General features: G+C 46.1%; 12 protein-coding genes and 2 tRNA genes. 7 read left to right on the forward strand and 7 right to left on the reverse strand.

Going from position 1 to position 15,928, the window contains the following annotated elements; translation table 11 throughout:
* Positions 1–26 precede the first annotated feature (26 nt).
* A complete protein-coding gene (locus IBX48_RS08200) occupies positions 27–2,525 on the reverse strand; it encodes an FtsX-like permease family protein (RefSeq protein WP_296833051.1) in 2,499 nt (832 codons plus the stop codon).
* A complete protein-coding gene (locus tag IBX48_RS08205; RefSeq protein WP_296833055.1) occupies positions 2,525–3,199 on the reverse strand; it encodes an ABC transporter ATP-binding protein in 675 nt (224 codons plus the stop codon). The genes IBX48_RS08200 and IBX48_RS08205 overlap by 1 nt, the downstream gene beginning before the upstream one ends.
* 21 nt (positions 3,200–3,220) lie before the next feature.
* Here IBX48_RS08205 and IBX48_RS08210 point away from each other — a divergent pair, with 21 nt between their 5' ends.
* Positions 3,221–3,829, forward strand: coding sequence for an arylesterase (locus IBX48_RS08210; RefSeq protein ID WP_296833083.1), 609 nt, complete (start codon positions 3,221–3,223; stop codon positions 3,827–3,829).
* A 33-nt stretch (positions 3,830–3,862) separates the two neighbouring features.
* On the opposite strand, the gene IBX48_RS08215 is transcribed toward IBX48_RS08210, so the two are convergent.
* From IBX48_RS08215 to IBX48_RS08230, 4 genes are all read right to left on the reverse strand, one after another.
* Positions 3,863–4,279 carry a hypothetical protein gene (locus tag IBX48_RS08215; RefSeq protein WP_296833058.1) on the reverse strand — a complete coding sequence of 139 codons (417 nt, stop codon included), beginning with the start codon at positions 4,277–4,279 and terminating at the stop codon, positions 3,863–3,865.
* A 113-nt stretch (positions 4,280–4,392) separates the two neighbouring features.
* Positions 4,393–5,811 carry an efflux transporter outer membrane subunit gene (locus IBX48_RS08220; protein WP_296833061.1) on the reverse strand — a complete coding sequence of 473 codons (1,419 nt, stop codon included), beginning with the start codon at positions 5,809–5,811 and terminating at the stop codon, positions 4,393–4,395.
* On the reverse strand, positions 5,808–8,939 hold the full coding sequence (locus IBX48_RS08225; RefSeq protein WP_296833064.1) for a multidrug efflux RND transporter permease subunit: 3,132 nt from the start codon (positions 8,937–8,939) through the stop codon (positions 5,808–5,810). Before IBX48_RS08225 ends, IBX48_RS08220 begins: the two co-directional genes overlap by 4 nt.
* 11 nt (positions 8,940–8,950) lie before the next feature.
* Complete coding sequence (locus IBX48_RS08230) at positions 8,951–10,081, reverse strand: efflux RND transporter periplasmic adaptor subunit (protein WP_296833067.1); 1,131 nt, start codon at positions 10,079–10,081, stop codon at positions 8,951–8,953.
* 122 nt (positions 10,082–10,203) lie between these two features.
* On the opposite strand from IBX48_RS08230, the gene IBX48_RS08235 reads away from it, so the two are divergent.
* From IBX48_RS08235 to IBX48_RS08260, 6 genes are all read left to right on the forward strand, one after another.
* Complete coding sequence (locus IBX48_RS08235; protein ID WP_296833070.1) at positions 10,204–10,827, forward strand: TetR/AcrR family transcriptional regulator; 624 nt, start codon at positions 10,204–10,206, stop codon at positions 10,825–10,827.
* Between the two features lie 59 nt (positions 10,828–10,886).
* On the forward strand, positions 10,887–12,284 hold the full coding sequence (locus IBX48_RS08240) for a YcjX family protein (RefSeq protein ID WP_296833073.1): 1,398 nt from the start codon (positions 10,887–10,889) through the stop codon (positions 12,282–12,284).
* Complete coding sequence (locus tag IBX48_RS08245; RefSeq protein WP_296833075.1) at positions 12,281–13,189, forward strand: DUF697 domain-containing protein; 909 nt, start codon at positions 12,281–12,283, stop codon at positions 13,187–13,189. The genes IBX48_RS08240 and IBX48_RS08245 overlap by 4 nt, the downstream gene beginning before the upstream one ends.
* 85 nt (positions 13,190–13,274) lie before the next feature.
* Positions 13,275–13,360: transfer RNA gene (locus IBX48_RS08250), tRNA-Leu, on the forward strand.
* 20 nt (positions 13,361–13,380) lie between these two features.
* A tRNA-Val gene (locus IBX48_RS08255) sits at positions 13,381–13,457 on the forward strand.
* A gap of 88 nt (positions 13,458–13,545) precedes the next feature.
* Positions 13,546–14,394, forward strand: coding sequence for a hypothetical protein (locus tag IBX48_RS08260; RefSeq protein ID WP_296833078.1), 849 nt, complete (start codon positions 13,546–13,548; stop codon positions 14,392–14,394).
* A 197-nt stretch (positions 14,395–14,591) separates the two neighbouring features.
* Here the strand turns inward: IBX48_RS08260 and IBX48_RS08265 are convergent, their stop codons facing one another.
* The gene (locus IBX48_RS08265) at positions 14,592–15,689 is read right to left on the reverse strand and encodes a PQQ-dependent sugar dehydrogenase (RefSeq protein ID WP_296833081.1); all 1,098 of its coding nucleotides are present in this window, start codon (positions 15,687–15,689) and stop codon (positions 14,592–14,594) included.
* Positions 15,690–15,928: the final 239 nt, after the last annotated feature.

A 15,928-nucleotide genomic window follows, 5' to 3' on the forward strand; every position in this document is an offset into this window, starting at 1 on the left:
TAAAACTATCTAAAACTCATGCCTTTTCAGCTGTCAGCTTGCAGTTGTTGTAACAATTGTTTTGGGGTTTGTTTAAGTGAACGCCGCTGAGTTAACCAACCAATTATTAATAACAGCAAGCTGCTCATACCAATGGATATTCCCCATAAAGTCGGATTCAGTTGTGGGGTCATATCCAACCAGAAAAACGCAATCAAACCACTAGTGATCTGCCCAAGAACGGCGGCAAATAGACCGGCTAACAAGCCAATCAAAACAAACTCGGTTAAGCCGATTTTGACAATATCGGTTTGGCGTGCACCCAGCGTACGCAGCAATAACCAGCTGCGTAATCGACCCAGTTGCGAAGCCTGAGTGGCGGTGAAAATCACAATCAAACTCGATACCAAAGTAAACAGATACAGCAGACTCACCGCCATGGAGGCTTGTTGCATAATTTGCTGAATTTGACCAATCATGTCGCGTGCATCAATCCACAATACACCCGGAACCGCCTCATTAATGGCTTTGCGCAGAATGGCGGTTTGAGGTTTCGATAAATCAGATTTAAAGTTAGTGATATAGCTGATCGGTAAGGTTTGATCGGCCACCGGCTCTAAGATAAAAAAGAAATTGAGTCGAAAACTTTGCCATTCCACTTCGCGCAAACTTACAATCTGGTAACTAAATCGCTGACCGATTAAATCAAAGGTTAATTGATCCCCAAGCTTTAAGTTGAGCAATTCCGCAATGTCGGCTTCTACCGACACGCCGGGTAAATCCAAACGTTGATCGGCACTCAATTGTTGGGTAATCCGATTGTAGCTAGGGGGCTTGTCCAGCAATGCAATATTGGCTTCTCGCTCCAATAAACGTTGCGCACGGCCTTCTTCTTGATCTTGCACACGTAAGCTTTGGTCATTTAATTCAACCAGTCGGCCACGTACCATTGGAATTAAATCCGCCTCTAATTGTTGAGTTTGCAGCAGTTGATTAACCGATTCAGCCTGATCCGGTTGAATGTTCATCATAAAGGTGTTGGGGGTGTTTTCCGGTAAAGAAGCCTGCCAGTTTTGTAATAAATCCTGGCGCACAAACGTCATTAACACCAAAATAAACACCACTAAGCCTAATGAAATTAACTGCAAGGTCACCAGGCCTGGTTCTCGTGCTAAAGCGGCTAACGACAAACGTAGCCAACCCGAACTCAAAGGTTGGAGTTGGCTTATCAGCCAAAGTAAGCCTTGCGCCACCACATACAGCAGGGCGGCGCTGATTAATAAAACCGGAATCGCCCATAAAATAACTTCTGTACTTAACAAAAGCCACATTAAACCCATTAGTAATAATAAGCTGATGAGCAACATCCAAGTGGTGCTGTAACGTGTATCGCCCATTCTGAGCACTTGCAACGGCGACACTCGTGTGGCTTGCCGAAACGCCGGCCAAGCAAAAGTCCAAAGTGCTAAGGTGCCACTCAATAAACCTAAACTCATCGCGCGACCATAACCGCTAATCACTAACGGAGCGAAATAATTATTCAATACCGGTCGGAGCAGTTGAAACAAGCCTTGCCCAATCAACACCCCAATAACGCTGCCGATAAGGGCTAGCAGCATCAGTTGAATGGCAAACAAGCCGGTTAATTGACGATTGGATGCGCCGCTGGCACGCATTAACGCCATCGACGCCGTCCAACGTTGCAAATAAAACCGACTCGCAATTAAGATCGCGAGACCGGCAATTAATACGGTCGCAAGCGCAGATAAGTCTAAAAACAACCAAGCGGTATCTAAGGATTTCTCTAAATCCGGTGTCGGCGCGCGTGCATTAATAATTTGCCAGTGGGCTTGTGCTTCCCCTTCTAATCGAGTCTGCCAACGCGCTAGGGTGGATGCATCACCACTGAAGCCCAATTCGTAATTAACCCGACTGCCCGGGCCAATCAAACCCAAGTCGGCAATCTGATTAAGCGGCAAAATCACTTGGGGTGAAAATTGCGAAAAAGTGGCCTGAAATACATCCTGCCCGGTGAGCCAGTCGCGCACTTCAAATTGTTTGCGTCCCAAGGTGAGTGAGTCGCCTAAATTTAAATCAATTAAACCATTCAGTTGCGGGTCGGCCAGTACTTGATTTGCTTGCAACTGATTCAGCGAAGTTTGTTGTTCTGTTTGTAACGAACCACGTAACGGGTAATTGACCTCAATGCCTTTAAGTTGCACCATTTGAAACTGATCGTTAAACATCGCCATGGTGGTCAGGCTGATATTGGCGCTGGTATTCAGCCCATCGGCTTGGGCTTGGTTGGCCCAAGTCTCATCAATTGGGCGACTCGAACGAATCACTAAATCCGCCGATAAGGATTCGGCGGATTTCGCTAACATGCTTTGATGAACCGTGTGAGCCAGTTGCTCAACCAAGGTTACGCTTGAGCTGGCGACCACCACGGCCAGCCACAACCAAAGCCAATCACCCCGACCAAATCCACGCAGAAACCATAAGCTGGCGGCTTTAAAGCTTGAAACGATTCCGGTATTTGCGCGCATTATAAGCCCGCCTCGAGTTGACCGTTTTGCAGGGTAACTTGGCGCTGGCAAAGCTGCGCAAATGCTCGGTCATGTGTCACCAGAATTAAAGTAGTGTGTTGCTGTAAGTCGAATAATAAATCTTGGATTTGTTTCGCGGTGGTTTCGTCTAGGTTACCGGTGGGTTCATCGGCAAATAAAATATTGGGTTCGGTCACAATCGCACGTGCAATCGCCACACGTTGTTGTTCGCCACCGGATAAAGCGCGTGGGGTGTGGCTTAATCTATGACTTAAACCGACTTTTTCTAATGCCGCTTGCGCACGTTCACGTGCTTGATCGACACCAAATAACTCCAACGGCATCATCACATTTTCCAGTGCGTTCATCCCCGGCATCAGCTGAAAGTTTTGAAATATAAACCCCACTTTTAAGGCACGCACTTGAGCGCGCTGGTCTTCGCTTAATTGGTTAAGTGGATGGCCAAGTAACTCAATTTCTCCGGAGGTCGGGGTGTCTAACCCCGCCATTAAGGCTAATAGGGTAGATTTTCCTGAGCCAGAACGCCCAACAATTGCGAGGCTTTGATTCGGCTCGACATCTAGGTTGCAGCCCTTTAAGATAGAGATATTTTCTTGCGCAGAGGACACCTGATAGTGAACATCTTTCAACTGAAGTACCGAACTTGTTTTCATATGAGCCTATTCGTGTTTTTGATGATTATGCTGGGGTTCAATACTAACCCTGTTCAAGCTCAGTCGCAAGGCGTGATGCTAGTAATGGGCGACAGTTTAAGCGCCGCTTACGGCATGTCGACAGAGCAGGGTTGGGTGGCGTTATTACAGCAGAAGTTAAACCAACAAACTAAGGATAAAGCGTTCAATATTCAGGTCGTGAATGCGAGTTTAAGTGGTGAAACCACCTCGGGCGGTTTGCAGCGATTACCAGGCCTGGTTGAGCGTTACCAGCCAAATTATGTGATTATAGAGTTGGGGGCGAATGACGCTTTGCGTGGGCAGGGTTTACGCACAACCGAACGTAATCTTGCACGCATGATTGAGATCAGTCAGCAAGTCGGTGCCAAGGTATTGTTATTAGGCATTCGTTTGCCGACCAATTATGGCCCCGCGTATGATGCGCGGTTAGCGCAAACTTATCTGAACTTGGCGGAAACCTATCAGCTGGACTTAGATCCGTTTTTTCTCGAAGAGGTGGCATTGGATCCGGGTTTAATGCAAGACGATGCGTTGCATCCTAACACAGAAGCGCAGCCCATTATTTTGCAGCGCCTCTGGCCAAAACTGAAAAACCTAATGATAGAGTAATGCGAATAGCTAGATTGAAAATTTGAGTTAATCTTAGCTAGATTGTGCGGTTTGAAAACCTTGTTGATAGGCGGCGAGTAAGGCCTGTTTAAGTTTGGGGTGTTGTTCCAAATCGTCTATTTCTAAAAGTTGCGTAGCTAAACGTTGCAAGCCGGGTAGAGCGTTTCTAGTGTGCCAATCTTCAATATAACCGACCATATCAAACGTACCATCGGTTACAAAATCAGCCGCGCGGCCTTGTGCGTCTAAAATCGCCACCGGTTCCATTTGCATGGCCTCAAAAAGATACGAATAAGTATCGACCTGGCTGGCGCGCGCGACTAGATTATGAAAATCCGGCAACGCACCGTGTGCTGCTAAACGCGCATCTAAATCAATAGTCGCTTTAAAATCATGCACTTGGCCTTGATAGGAAACTTGGATACCGAGGTTTAAATGGTTTGAACTCATATTTTTAATCCAGTAATTTTCGCGCCATTATAAAACAAAAAAGCCCGGTGATGCGGATCACCAGGCCTGGTGGTTGGTATAAAATTCAACCCAATCGCGATACGCAACTAAGTTTAAGCTTGCCAATGACCACCTAAGGCTTTGTAAAGCTCAATGCTGGCATTTAGATAGTTACGTTTGGTGGCAACCATCGCAACCTCGGCATCAAACAAAGTACGTTGCGCATCCAGCACTTCTAAGTAACTTGAGTAACCTGAGTCAAAGCGTTTTTGCGCTAAATCTAACGTGCTGCGTAATGCCACCACCTGGCGTTTTTGTACGTCAAGTTGGCGTGCTGAACGTTTATGCATATTTAACGCATCCAAGGCTTCAGCAAAGGCTTGGCGTAAAGTTTGTTGATATTGGTTCAACATAATTTGCTGTTCTGCTTCGCTGATTTGCACTTGAGCACGTAACGATCCGGCATTAAAAATCGGTGCGGTTAAACCAGCTTGGACTTGCCAACGGCTGGAATCGCCATCAAACAAGTTATCTAGCGAGTCACTGTTCACGCCAATTAAGCCGTTCAAACTTAACTTGGGAAACAACGCAGCACGCGCCACGCCTATATTTGCATTCGCCGCGATCAAACGCTGTTCGGCGGCTTGGATATCCGGGCGACGCATTAATAATTCTGACGCTAAATCCGAATGCAAAGCCGGAATTTCGGTGTTAGTAAATTCATCATTTCCGGCTTCCGCTTGGCTGGCTTTGACCATTTGTGCGGGCGTATCACCCACTAGTAAACTTAGGGCGTGGCGTTGCACGTCACGTTGTTGTTCTAAATTGATTAACTCAATTTCAACTCGGGTTAATTCAACTTCGGCTTGTTGCACCGCCAGCTGAGTTAAACGCCCCAGCTCATACTGGCGTTGACGCAATTGCAAGTTCTGTTGGCGAGAACTCACTGTATTGCGCGCAATCGACACCATTTGATCCAGTGCTCGCAAGTTGAAATAACGGGTCGCGACCGCCGAGGTTACGCTTAAACGCAGAGCTTCGGTATCAGACTGCATGGCTTCGTATTCGGCATTTAAACGTACTTGATTGGAATGCACCCGACCCCAGAAATCGACTTCGTAACTGATGAGGCCGTCTAGGTTATAGCTACTAAATTCCGCGCCTTGACCTTGCGGGAAAGCATTGTCGCTGGTTTGTTGACGGCCTAAACCACCTTGCACTTGCAAGCTTGGCAAACGCTCGGCGCGACCTTGGGTTAAGGCCGCGCGTGCTTGAAATAAATGCTGTTGCGCAATATTGAAATCGGCATTGCGTTCTAAGGCTTTATCCAATAAAACTTGCAAATTGGCATCATCAAATTGTAACCACCAGGCCTGCTCAGTGGCAGGAATCACCAGGCCTGGTGCTTGTTGAATTTCGCCGATGGTTTGGGGTAAATCGGTTTGGGGTTTTTCATAGCTGGGCATTTGCGAACAGCCCGTCAAACCCAAGATCAAACTCAGCGCTAAGAGTTTAGGCGTGCTATAAATCATGAGGTTTCTCCAGAACGATGTTTGCGTTGGTCTAACCATTCAGAGAAGGTCGCAATCCAACGGAAAAACATCGGAATAAATAAGGGGGCTAAGAAGGTGGCCAAAATCATACCGCCCACCACACCGGTGCCCACCGCATTACGTGCGGCCGCACCGGCACCTTCACTTAACATTAACGGAATCGCTGCCATGGTAAACGCCAGCGAAGTCATCACAATGGGGCGGAAACGCATACGTGCCGCTTCTTGTGAGGCATCCAGCAAACTCATGCCTTGCGCGCGTTTTTGCATCGCAAATTCGACAATCAAAATCGCGTTTTTAGCGGATAAACCAATCAAGGTTAATAAGCCCAGTTCGAAATAAATATCGTTATCCAAGCCGGCTATTTTAGTGGCGAGCGCAGCGCCAAGTACCGCAAATGGCACGGCCATCACGACCGCGAGCGGCAAAGTCCAGCGTTCGTATTGTGCCGCCAGGATTAAGAACACGATCAATAAACCAAACAAGAAAGCTTGAGTACCAGCTCCGGCTGACAATTCTTCTTGATAAGCCGAACCTACCCAGCCCAGCGTAAAGCCTTGTGGAGCGTGTTCATTTACGACTTGTTGCAGGGCTTGCATCGCGTCGCCTGAGGTGTAACCGGGTTTGGGTTCGGCAGTAATTTTGGCCGCTGGGAATAGGTTAAATCGGTCCACCACATCCGCACCAGTAATGCGTTTGAAGTCAATCAAGTTAGCCAGCGACACCATTTCACCCGTGGCTGAACGCACAAACACGTCTTTCAAGTTATCGGCTGTTTCGCGGTATTCCGACTCCGACTGTAGGTTGACGCGGAAGGTGCGCCCATACAAGTTGAAGTCATTCACATACAAGCTACCAAAGGTTGATTGCATCGCCGCAAAAGCTTCGTTTATCGAAACCTGCATTGCTAGTGCTTTTTCGCGATCCAAAATAGCTTCGTATTGGGGTGTTTTAGTGGATAAAGTGGTGCGCACACTTTGTAATTCTGGTCGAGCATTCGCCGCGCCCACAATTTTATCCATTAATTCACTTAGCTCCAGCGTACTGGCACCAACCCGGTTTTGAATATAACCTTCCACGCCACCGGTCATGCTCATGCCGGTAATGGTGGGCATCGCAATTGGCATGCTGAAGGCTTCGTCTTGGCCCATAAATTGACCAAACAATTGACCCACCACCGCATCAATTTTCATGTCATCTGACTTACGTTCATTCCAAGGCTTTAAGCCGACAAAGCCAGCGGCAGAGTCCGTTTTAAGCGAAAAGGTTTGAATGTCAAACCCGGCAAACAGGGTGGCATACTCGACCGCTGGATGCGCCATTAACTGTTCGTTAATTTGATCACGCACCGCTTCGGTTCTTGATAAAGACGCGGCAGGCGGCAGATAACTCACCACCAAAATGCTGCCTTTGTCTTCTTGCGGCACTAAGCTTTTTGGCAAACTTTGCAGTTGTTGAATCGCCAATGCACCCAATACCACAAATAACAGCAGGCTTAATAAGCTATAACGCATTACCTTAGCCACACCGGCGCTAAATTTATTGGTTAACCATTCAAAGCTGCGGTTAAACCAGCCAAACCAAGGGTGGGGTTTGTGCTCTTCATCTTTAAGTAGAGAGGCGCACAAGGCTGGGGTTAAAGTCAAGGCCACCAGGCCTGATATCGCCACCGATACGACTATCGTGATGGCAAATTGCTTATACATCTCACCACTGAAACCGCCGATAAACGCGACCGGAATAAATACCGCCGACAACACCAGTACAATCGCAATCAGCGGACTGGTGAGTTCTTTCATGGCTTTGATGGTGGCTTGTTTCGGTTTTAGTTTGTCTTGGCGCATAATACGCTCGACGTTTTCGACCACGATAATCGCATCATCTACCACAATACCAATCGCTAAAATCATACCGAAAAGCGTTAACTGGTTAATCGAGAAACCCAGTAGTTGAAAACTAATAAACGTGCCGATAATCGAAACCGGAATCGCGATTAATGGAATCAAGGTCGCACGCGCATTTTGTAAAAACAAGAACACGATAAATGACACTAATACTAAAGCCTCAACAAAGGTATAAATCACCTGTTCAATCGAGACCTTAACAAACTTGGATGTGTCATAAGGCACCGCATAATCAATTCCTTGTGGGAAACGTTCGGCCAGTTGCGCCATTTTTTCGTCGACTAAACGCGAGACTTCTAACGCATTTGCATCGGTTTGCAAGAAGAGGCCAATCGGTACGGTAGGTTTGCCGTTAAACGTGGCATCAAAGTTATAACGCTCGGAACCTAAATCGACGCGTGCGATGTCTTTAATTTTTAGCATCGAACCGTCCTGATTGGCGCGTAATACAATATTGCCGAATTGTTCGGCGCTGTTCAAACGCCCCTCGGTAATTACGGTGTAGGTAAAGTCTTGTTCGTTATAAAGTGGTTCTTGACCAATCTGACCAGCCGCGAACTGCGAATTCTGATCACGAATTGCCACCGACACATCGTTCGGTGTCACGCCATATTTCGCCATGCGATTTGGGTCTAACCAAATACGCATCGAATAGTCTTTTGAGCCAAATTGTTGTACTTCACCCACGCCCGGAATACGTTTGAGTTCATCCACCACGTTAATCAAACCGTAGTTGGCGACAAATACCGTGTCGCGGCTTTCATCACCGGAATAAAGCGCGATGACTTTTAGGATGCTAGGGGAGCGTTTATTAACTTGCACACCGACACGCTGAACTTCTTGCGGCAAACGGTTAATCGCCGCTTGAACCTTGTTGTTCACGTCCATCATGGCTTCATTGATATTGGTGCCGACTTTAAACGTCAAGCTCACACTTACCGTGCCCGCCGAAGAGGCGACCGAGTTAATGTAGAGCATGTTTTCGATACCGTTTAGCTCTTGCTCCAACGGGGCGGCGACGGTATCGGCAATGGTTTCGGCGCTCGCACCCGCATACATGGTGCTCACAGTGACTTGCGGCGGCACAATTTCTGGGTATTCGGCCACCGGTAAGCCACGCATAGTTAATAAGCCGATTAGAACAATCACAATCGACATCACACTGGCGAAGACCGGGCGTTCGATAAAGAATTTAGAGAACATACATGGGCTCCTTATTTCGCCAAGTTTTCAGCGTCAGCCGCTTGAGTCGCCACGGGGGTGTTTGGGCGTAATTTAACCAGGTTATTGGTAATCAGTTGATCACCTGGATTAAGCCCTTGTTTAATTAACCAACTATTGCCCACTTGGGTTTGCAAACCGACTGGCACCAGCTCGGCTTTGTCGTCTTTCACCACATAAACAAACGACTGGGTGCCAATTTGTAATACCGCTTTTTGCGGAATCTGGATCACATTCAACGCCTCAATTCCGCCCAGCGTGACATGCACAAAAGCGCCAGGTAATAAGGTTTTGTTTGGATTGTCAAAACGGGCGCGCAATTTAACGCTACCCGTCTTCGATTCGACTTGGTGACCACTGAAGTCAAGTTGACCCTTTAAGGTTTCGCCTAAGTGTGTCACGGAAATTGTGGGGCTTGAACCATTTTGATAACGTAACTGACCTTGTTGAATTTGGGTTGCGCGCTCTACAAACTCTTTTTCAACCATCGAAAAGTGTACTTCGATTGGGTTCAGCTGTGTGATGTTGGTTAAATGGGTGGCGCCATAATCACGACCAACTAGATCGCCTACACTGTGGATTCGTTGGCCAGTTAAACCTTGAGTTGGAGCGGTTACTTGAGTGTAATCTAAGTTAAGCTGGGCTTCTTGTAAAGCCGCTTGCGCACCCACTAGGCCGGCTTGTGCCAGTTCATAGGCCGAAGTCGCTTGGTCGCGCTCTTGCTCACTTACGGCTTTTTCACGATATAAACCCTCCACGCGTTTTTTCTCACGTTCGGCTTGGCGCAATTTGGCTTGTTCCATTAAGACTTGCGCTTTGGCGCGGTTAACGGTGGCTTGGTAAGGTTTTGGGTCAATCGAATAGAGTAGAGCGCCGGCTTTGACTTCGTCACCATCTTGATAATGTTGCTTTAACAGTAAGCCATTTACGCGTGCGTGGATTTGAATTTGACTGGCACTTTGCACTCTAGCCGGGTAGCTATAAGATAAAGGCACATTTGTTTTTTCTATAGTCAACGTTTTGACAGGAAGGGGGGGCGGAGTTTGCGCTAAAACCAAGCTTGAGGCCGCAAAGAGGCCTGTAATTATAGAGGTTTTCAGGAGCGTTTGAATGGAAAGTTTCATGGTGCAGCTCTTCCAAGTTGATTAAAAATGTTGATAGTGTAGCATACGTTACACTTTGGGTAAGCCCCTAAAATTGCAATTTATCGATTATAATGCTCACATTGAAGATTTAACGGAAAACCATGGAACAGAATCAAACGCCTTTAACCAAACGCGGTTACGAGCGCCATGAAAAAATTTTAGAAGCCGCTGGCGAAGTCTTTGCAGAGCAGGGCTACGCTGGTGCCAGCATTAACGAAATTGTGCGCCGATCCGGCGGTTCGTTAGGCACGGTGTACAAGTTTTTTGGCAATAAATTGGGATTGTTTGAAGCCTATTTTCAAAAAAAGACCTGTGCGTTATTTTCACAGTTTCATGCCGACGAGTTTTGGACAGATAATTTACAAGACGCCTTAACCAAGTTTGGGCATGAGATGCAGGCGCTGATGTTTCAGCCGGATGCGTTATTAATTTATCGATTAGTATTAAACGATAACAGCGGTGACCAGGCCGAAGTTCAGCGCATTTTCCTCGAAAACGGTCCGCAACAAATCACTCGAGTGTTATCGAATTATTTGCGTAATCAATCGACTAGGTACGAGCTGCAAATTGAGGATTACGATCTGGCGGCTTATCAATTTATCGAAATGATAAAAGGGCCGATGTATTTCAAAGCCTTGTTTGGCGATACGGTTTGCAAACAGGAACGCGAAAAAGCTCTGACTCAAGCCATTTGTATTTTCTTGAAAGGCATAATGCCTTGCTAAAAATCGACTTGCTAAATAGGCCGTATTGAATATCACTTAAATAACGGATTAAATTCGATTTGAACTCAACTATTCAAGCCACACGACTCAATCGCTTTTTATCAAAAGCCGAAGCACGCTTAGGTGCTTGGTTTGATAAGCTGGATCGTATTCAAGATCGCGAGCAACACATTGTGATTACCGGCCTCAGTCGAAGCGGCAAATCCATGTTGTTTACCGCCTTGATCGCCCAGCTTAATCAGCGTGTCAGCAGTGCGCATGATCCCTTGCCTTTATTAAATGCGATACCGCGTGAACGCATTGAAAAGGTGGATTTACGCACCGAGTTTTCTGGCGTATCGACCTTTCCGTTTGCAGAAAACTTAATCAAACTGCAAAAACGTGAATGGCCTAAAGCCACCGATCAAGTCAGCGCGTTTCGTTTAACCCTGTGGTTAAAGCAGTCCAATATCATCAAGCAAAAAATACTCGGTTCGAAGCGTTTGAGTTTGTTTTTTTACGATTATCCAGGCGAATGGTTGATGGATTTGCCGTTGCAACAACTTAGTTACGCGCAATGGAGTGCCCAAGTGTTTGCGCAGCTGGCGAGTGACCCGCAGTCGGCCTTGTCCCACGATTGGTTAACCGAACTGCGCCGCTTTGATTTTGATCAAACGCCCAATGAAATGGCGTTTGCCAAGTTGGTGCAGGCTTATCAAGCCTATTTAATCAAAGCCAAAGCTCAAGGCGTGTCGTTGTTGCAACCGGGCGCGTTAATTTTGCCACCACCAGGCCTGGATTGGCTGAATCAAACATTTTGCCCATTGCCCAATAAAATTTTAAGTGATCCATCCCATCCTTGGACGCAAAAAATGATGCAGAACTATGCGCGTTTTGTTGAAGGTTGGGTGAAACCATTTCGTCAAGAATTTTTTAACCAGGCTGATAAACAAGTGGTGTTGGTGGATGTGTTGGAAGGTTTAAGTTTTGGGCGCGATTATCTGGAAGAAATGAAAGAGGCGATGAGTCATTTATCGAGCAGCTTTGTTTATGGCAAACGCAAATGGTATCAACGTTTAGGGCGCAAAAACAAAATTACCCAAGTGGGCTTTGTCGCCACCAAGTCGGATTTAATTCCGCGGCAAGAACGCGCCAATTTACTGCGATTATTACAAGCTTTAACCCAAGGAATTCGTACCCGATTAAGTGATGTGCCGGAAGTCAGCTTTGAACATTTTCTAATTGCCTCATTGATTTCAACGCAACCGGAAGATCAAACCGTGATTTATAAAGACGCGCAAGGTCAAACCCTACGTCAACACTTTGAGCCGATTCCCACCCAACTGCAAGACTTGCCATTAGGCGAGTTTTACCCTCGCATTCAAGCTTTGCCACCCAAACTCGAATCGGTGCACGATTGGCAAAGTATGGGGTTAGATCAGTTAATGGATTATTTTCTAAAAGGCGCGCTAACATGATCCAACGTTCACGTACTCAAACTGAGTCGCTTAACCAAGATTTAGACGACTTGGTGACCCGCCCTGATCCTACGCATGACACGCCGCAACCGCTTAAAGACGAAACCGCTGACATAGGCATTGGCATGGGGTTTTGGTTAGTCAGTTTTGGTTTACTGAGTTTACTCAGTTTTATGGCATTCGATGTGTATTTAACCTTGCAGCAGGCCTGGTTGGTGCATCCGGTTTTATCCGCTGTGCTGGGATTCGTGAGTCTGGTGTTTTTTGGTTTGCTGTTGGGCTTAATAACACGCGAGATCGCGGGTTATTGGCGAATGGGGCATATTCAACAGATCGCCGAAAAATGGCAACAAGCCATAGAGCAGGACGATGTTAAACAAGCCAAAAGCCTATTGAATTATTTATTAAGTTTACACGCCAAAAGTCCGACGGCGAATGCATTGGCTCAGGCCTATAAAAACACGGTTAAGCCGCATCACACTATTGAGCAACAATGGTTTATTTACGATTCGATGGTGGCCAAACCCTTATTGGCGCAAGCTAAATCCATTATCAATAAAGAAGCGTTACAGGCCGGGGGCGTGGGTTTATTAAGCCCAAATAATATGATCGAAACCCTAATGCTTATGTGGCGCAGTGCACGAGTAGTCAAACGCGTTGCAAATCTGTACGGTTATCGACCAGGCCTGGTGGGCAATATCAAACTACTGCGCATGAGTTTAGAAAACGTCATTATTCAGCAAACGACCGATATGTTGATTGAAGAGGGTGTGAGTGTGCTGGGTAAAGGCTTATTGAGTGGTTTAAGTCAACAAGCCGGTAAAGCCGCCAGCACAGGCGTGTTGGTTAAACGCATTGGTAAGTCGGCGTTGTTGTTGCTTAACCCGTTTAATGCGCCTAAATAAGCCGAAAAGATTTTTCACAAACTTAAGCTTGCTAGCTTGACAAGTAGGGGGTGCGTTCCTATAATGCGCTCACGTTTCAAAACATGCCAGTGTGGTGAAATTGGTAGACACGCCGGATTCAAAATCCGGTGCCTAATAAGCGTGGCGGTTCGAGTCCGCCCACTGGTACCAAATTCTGCAAGTTCAACTTTACAACCGTAGCTCAGTTGGTTAGAGCACTACCTTGACATGGTAGGGGTCGGTGGTTCGAATCCACTCGGTTGTACCAATCAAATCAATAGCTTACTATGCATTCAATAATTTATTTTTGGTCTGTGGCCCATTCTGAGCCCAAAAGTTTTAATTAGAAGGCTATTATGCGTGTACATGTCACAAAAAAACTAGCGGAAAAACTCCCTCAGATTGATTTGAGTAATGATGCCACTCAAAATAGTCCTTGGGGAAATTGGCATGCTCATATTTATCTTATTGACCGTAAACAATGTGTATTGTTTTGTCATGATGAAACCCGTTTTGCAGTGCTGTTAACCGGCCTAAAAAAGCCTGATTTTTCCCAATTAAAAGACTTGTTTCAGGACGTATTTATCAATTCCTTGATAAAAATGAATTACCCACTTGAGTTGATTGAACGCGTAGCGAAGCAGCTTGAGCAGGAGTCGATTGTATTTGATACAAAAACGGATCGTTCTGTGCAATCCAGTTTGCGAATATTGCATGAAGAGCTCGATTGGATGCTTTACTCCGATCAAAAACACATAGATGATGTGTCGCTTTATATTTATCCAGCTTGGAGTGCAGACCGGCCACGATCTATAAAAATGGGACGCAAGCAATATTATTCGTTTGCAAAACACGCGTTACTTTTTAGTTTATCTAAAGCAATGAAATTCAGCGATTGTCGCCAACAACTTGATATAACGTGTATTCCAGAGCCTTGTCACAGTGAACAGGACTATTTGCAATTTTCCCAGTTATTTGATGGGGTTAAGTATGCTGGAACGATTGATAAGTTGGAAGAAATTGGTGTGCAATTAGAGAAAATACACCGAAGCTCGAAACGCTTCCCCGACGATTTGAATCAGTTGCGTGCGGGTCTTAATTGGCAATATTTGCAATTCAAAAATAACTCGGATGAAGGCAAAATTTTTAAAACAGGCTTAGTCATTGACCTGGTGATGTGGATACGGTTTTTAATAGAACAATAAGCGCACCTCGATTAACCCCAGCCTGTAAGTCACACCCGAAGGGGCTTAGCCAAGCTTTCCAGCTCAGTGTTGTGAACCGTTACAAGGTCTAGACATTGCGGCAGGTTCACGCCTTGATCTAAAAAACTTGGCGTGGACAGAATCAACCAGGGGTTAATCGAGCTGCCCTCTTCTGAGATACTCTGGGATACATAGTGCTAAGGTCTCAAACGCATGATTTTTCCGCTATCGGTAGACAGGTAGATCAAGCCGTTTTTATCTTGCGTTAATGCACGGATGCGTTCATTCAAGTCTTCCAATAAGCGTTGTTCACCAATAACTTCCCCCTTGTGATTTAGCTCAATTAAATTTAAATGGCGTAACACCAACGCGCCGGCGAACAAATGGCCTTTCCAGTCGGGGAAAGCATTGCCTTGATAAAGCATAAGACTACTAGGCGCAATCGAGGGCGTATAAACTTTTACAGGGTCGATCATGCCGGGTTTGTGGCGAGTTCCAATCGCAACAGGGCCCCAATATTCTTTGCCTTGAGACACATCTGGCCAGCCATAGTTTTGACCTTTTTTGACAATGTTGAGTTCATCGCCGCCGCGAGGGCCATGTTCGATCTCCCAAAGAATATCGCGCTCTAAATCGTAAACCAGTCCTTGTGGATTGCGATGCCCGACACTCCAGAGTTCATCCAAATAGTCTGCGTTGCCAATAAACGGATTGTCTTTAGGCAGACGGCCATCCAGTTTTAATCGAATCATACTAGCGGCGTGGTTGGTAAAAATTTGACCATTTTCGCGTTTGCCGCGATCACCGATGCCGAAAAATACATGGCCTTGATTATCAAACGCAATTCGGCTGCCATAGTGTTGTGTTGACTGGCTGGCGGATTGAGTAACGAGCAAGTCCTGCCATTCAGTTAAACTTACCCCTTCCAATTTGGCACGTGCCAGAGTGGTAGCAGATTCAGCAGGTTGTGTTTCCGATGACCGAGAATAGGTAAAATACACCCAACTGTCTTGCGCGAAATTAGGCCCGATTTGCACATCCAATAAACCGCCTTGACCCTGGGCATGTACTTTTGGCAGCCCGCTCAGCCAATGAACTTGTTTGTTTTTAAGGTTGAATAGACCAGCGCGACCGGATCGCTCGGTAAACACTAATTCATTGTCGCTAATAAACGTCATGCCCCATACCACGCCTAACCCTTGCGTAAGGGTGTCGATTTTAAAGTCAGTTTGAGCGCTAGCATTTGATAACCAAACTAAACATACAAAACTAAAAGTTAAATTAAATCGATGCATACATAACGCCTTATTTAGGATAGGATGGTTAAGCATAGCATGCTGGTTGTCATTGTAACACTTTGTAAATTTAGGCTAATCTTAGAGTACTGGGCACCTCGATTAACCCCGCCAGATTACATAGTTGTAATCTGGCGGTCACCTGAGCGTCAGTGTGGTTTTATTATGATGAAAAAACTAAGACATGGGCATCTCGATTAACCCCTGGTTGATTCTGCGGGACTTAAAGGTCACTTATT

This window comes from Thiomicrospira sp. (assembly GCF_014859555.1).
Classification (GTDB): Bacteria; Pseudomonadota; Gammaproteobacteria; order Thiomicrospirales; family Thiomicrospiraceae; genus Thiomicrospira.

Excerpts from the sequence above, each read along its gene's own strand:
- IBX48_RS08205 (WP_296833055.1), bottom strand. The coding sequence starts at position 3,199 with ATGAAAACAAGTTCGGTACTTCAGTTGAAAGATGTTCACTATCAGGTG.
- IBX48_RS08265 (WP_296833081.1), bottom strand. The coding sequence starts at position 15,689 with ATGCATCGATTTAATTTAACTTTTAGTTTTGTATGTTTAGTTTGGTTA.
- IBX48_RS08220 (WP_296833061.1), bottom strand. The coding sequence starts at position 5,811 with ATGATTTATAGCACGCCTAAACTCTTAGCGCTGAGTTTGATCTTGGGT.
- IBX48_RS08245 (WP_296833075.1), top strand. The coding sequence starts at position 12,281 with ATGATCCAACGTTCACGTACTCAAACTGAGTCGCTTAACCAAGATTTA.
- IBX48_RS08210 (WP_296833083.1), top strand. The coding sequence starts at position 3,221 with ATGATTATGCTGGGGTTCAATACTAACCCTGTTCAAGCTCAGTCGCAA.
- IBX48_RS08200 (WP_296833051.1), bottom strand. The coding sequence starts at position 2,525 with ATGCGCGCAAATACCGGAATCGTTTCAAGCTTTAAAGCCGCCAGCTTA.
- IBX48_RS08215 (WP_296833058.1), bottom strand. The coding sequence starts at position 4,279 with ATGAGTTCAAACCATTTAAACCTCGGTATCCAAGTTTCCTATCAAGGC.
- IBX48_RS08235 (WP_296833070.1), top strand. The coding sequence starts at position 10,204 with ATGGAACAGAATCAAACGCCTTTAACCAAACGCGGTTACGAGCGCCAT.
- IBX48_RS08225 (WP_296833064.1), bottom strand. The coding sequence starts at position 8,939 with ATGTTCTCTAAATTCTTTATCGAACGCCCGGTCTTCGCCAGTGTGATG.
- IBX48_RS08230 (WP_296833067.1), bottom strand. The coding sequence starts at position 10,081 with ATGAAACTTTCCATTCAAACGCTCCTGAAAACCTCTATAATTACAGGC.
- IBX48_RS08260 (WP_296833078.1), top strand. The coding sequence starts at position 13,546 with ATGCGTGTACATGTCACAAAAAAACTAGCGGAAAAACTCCCTCAGATT.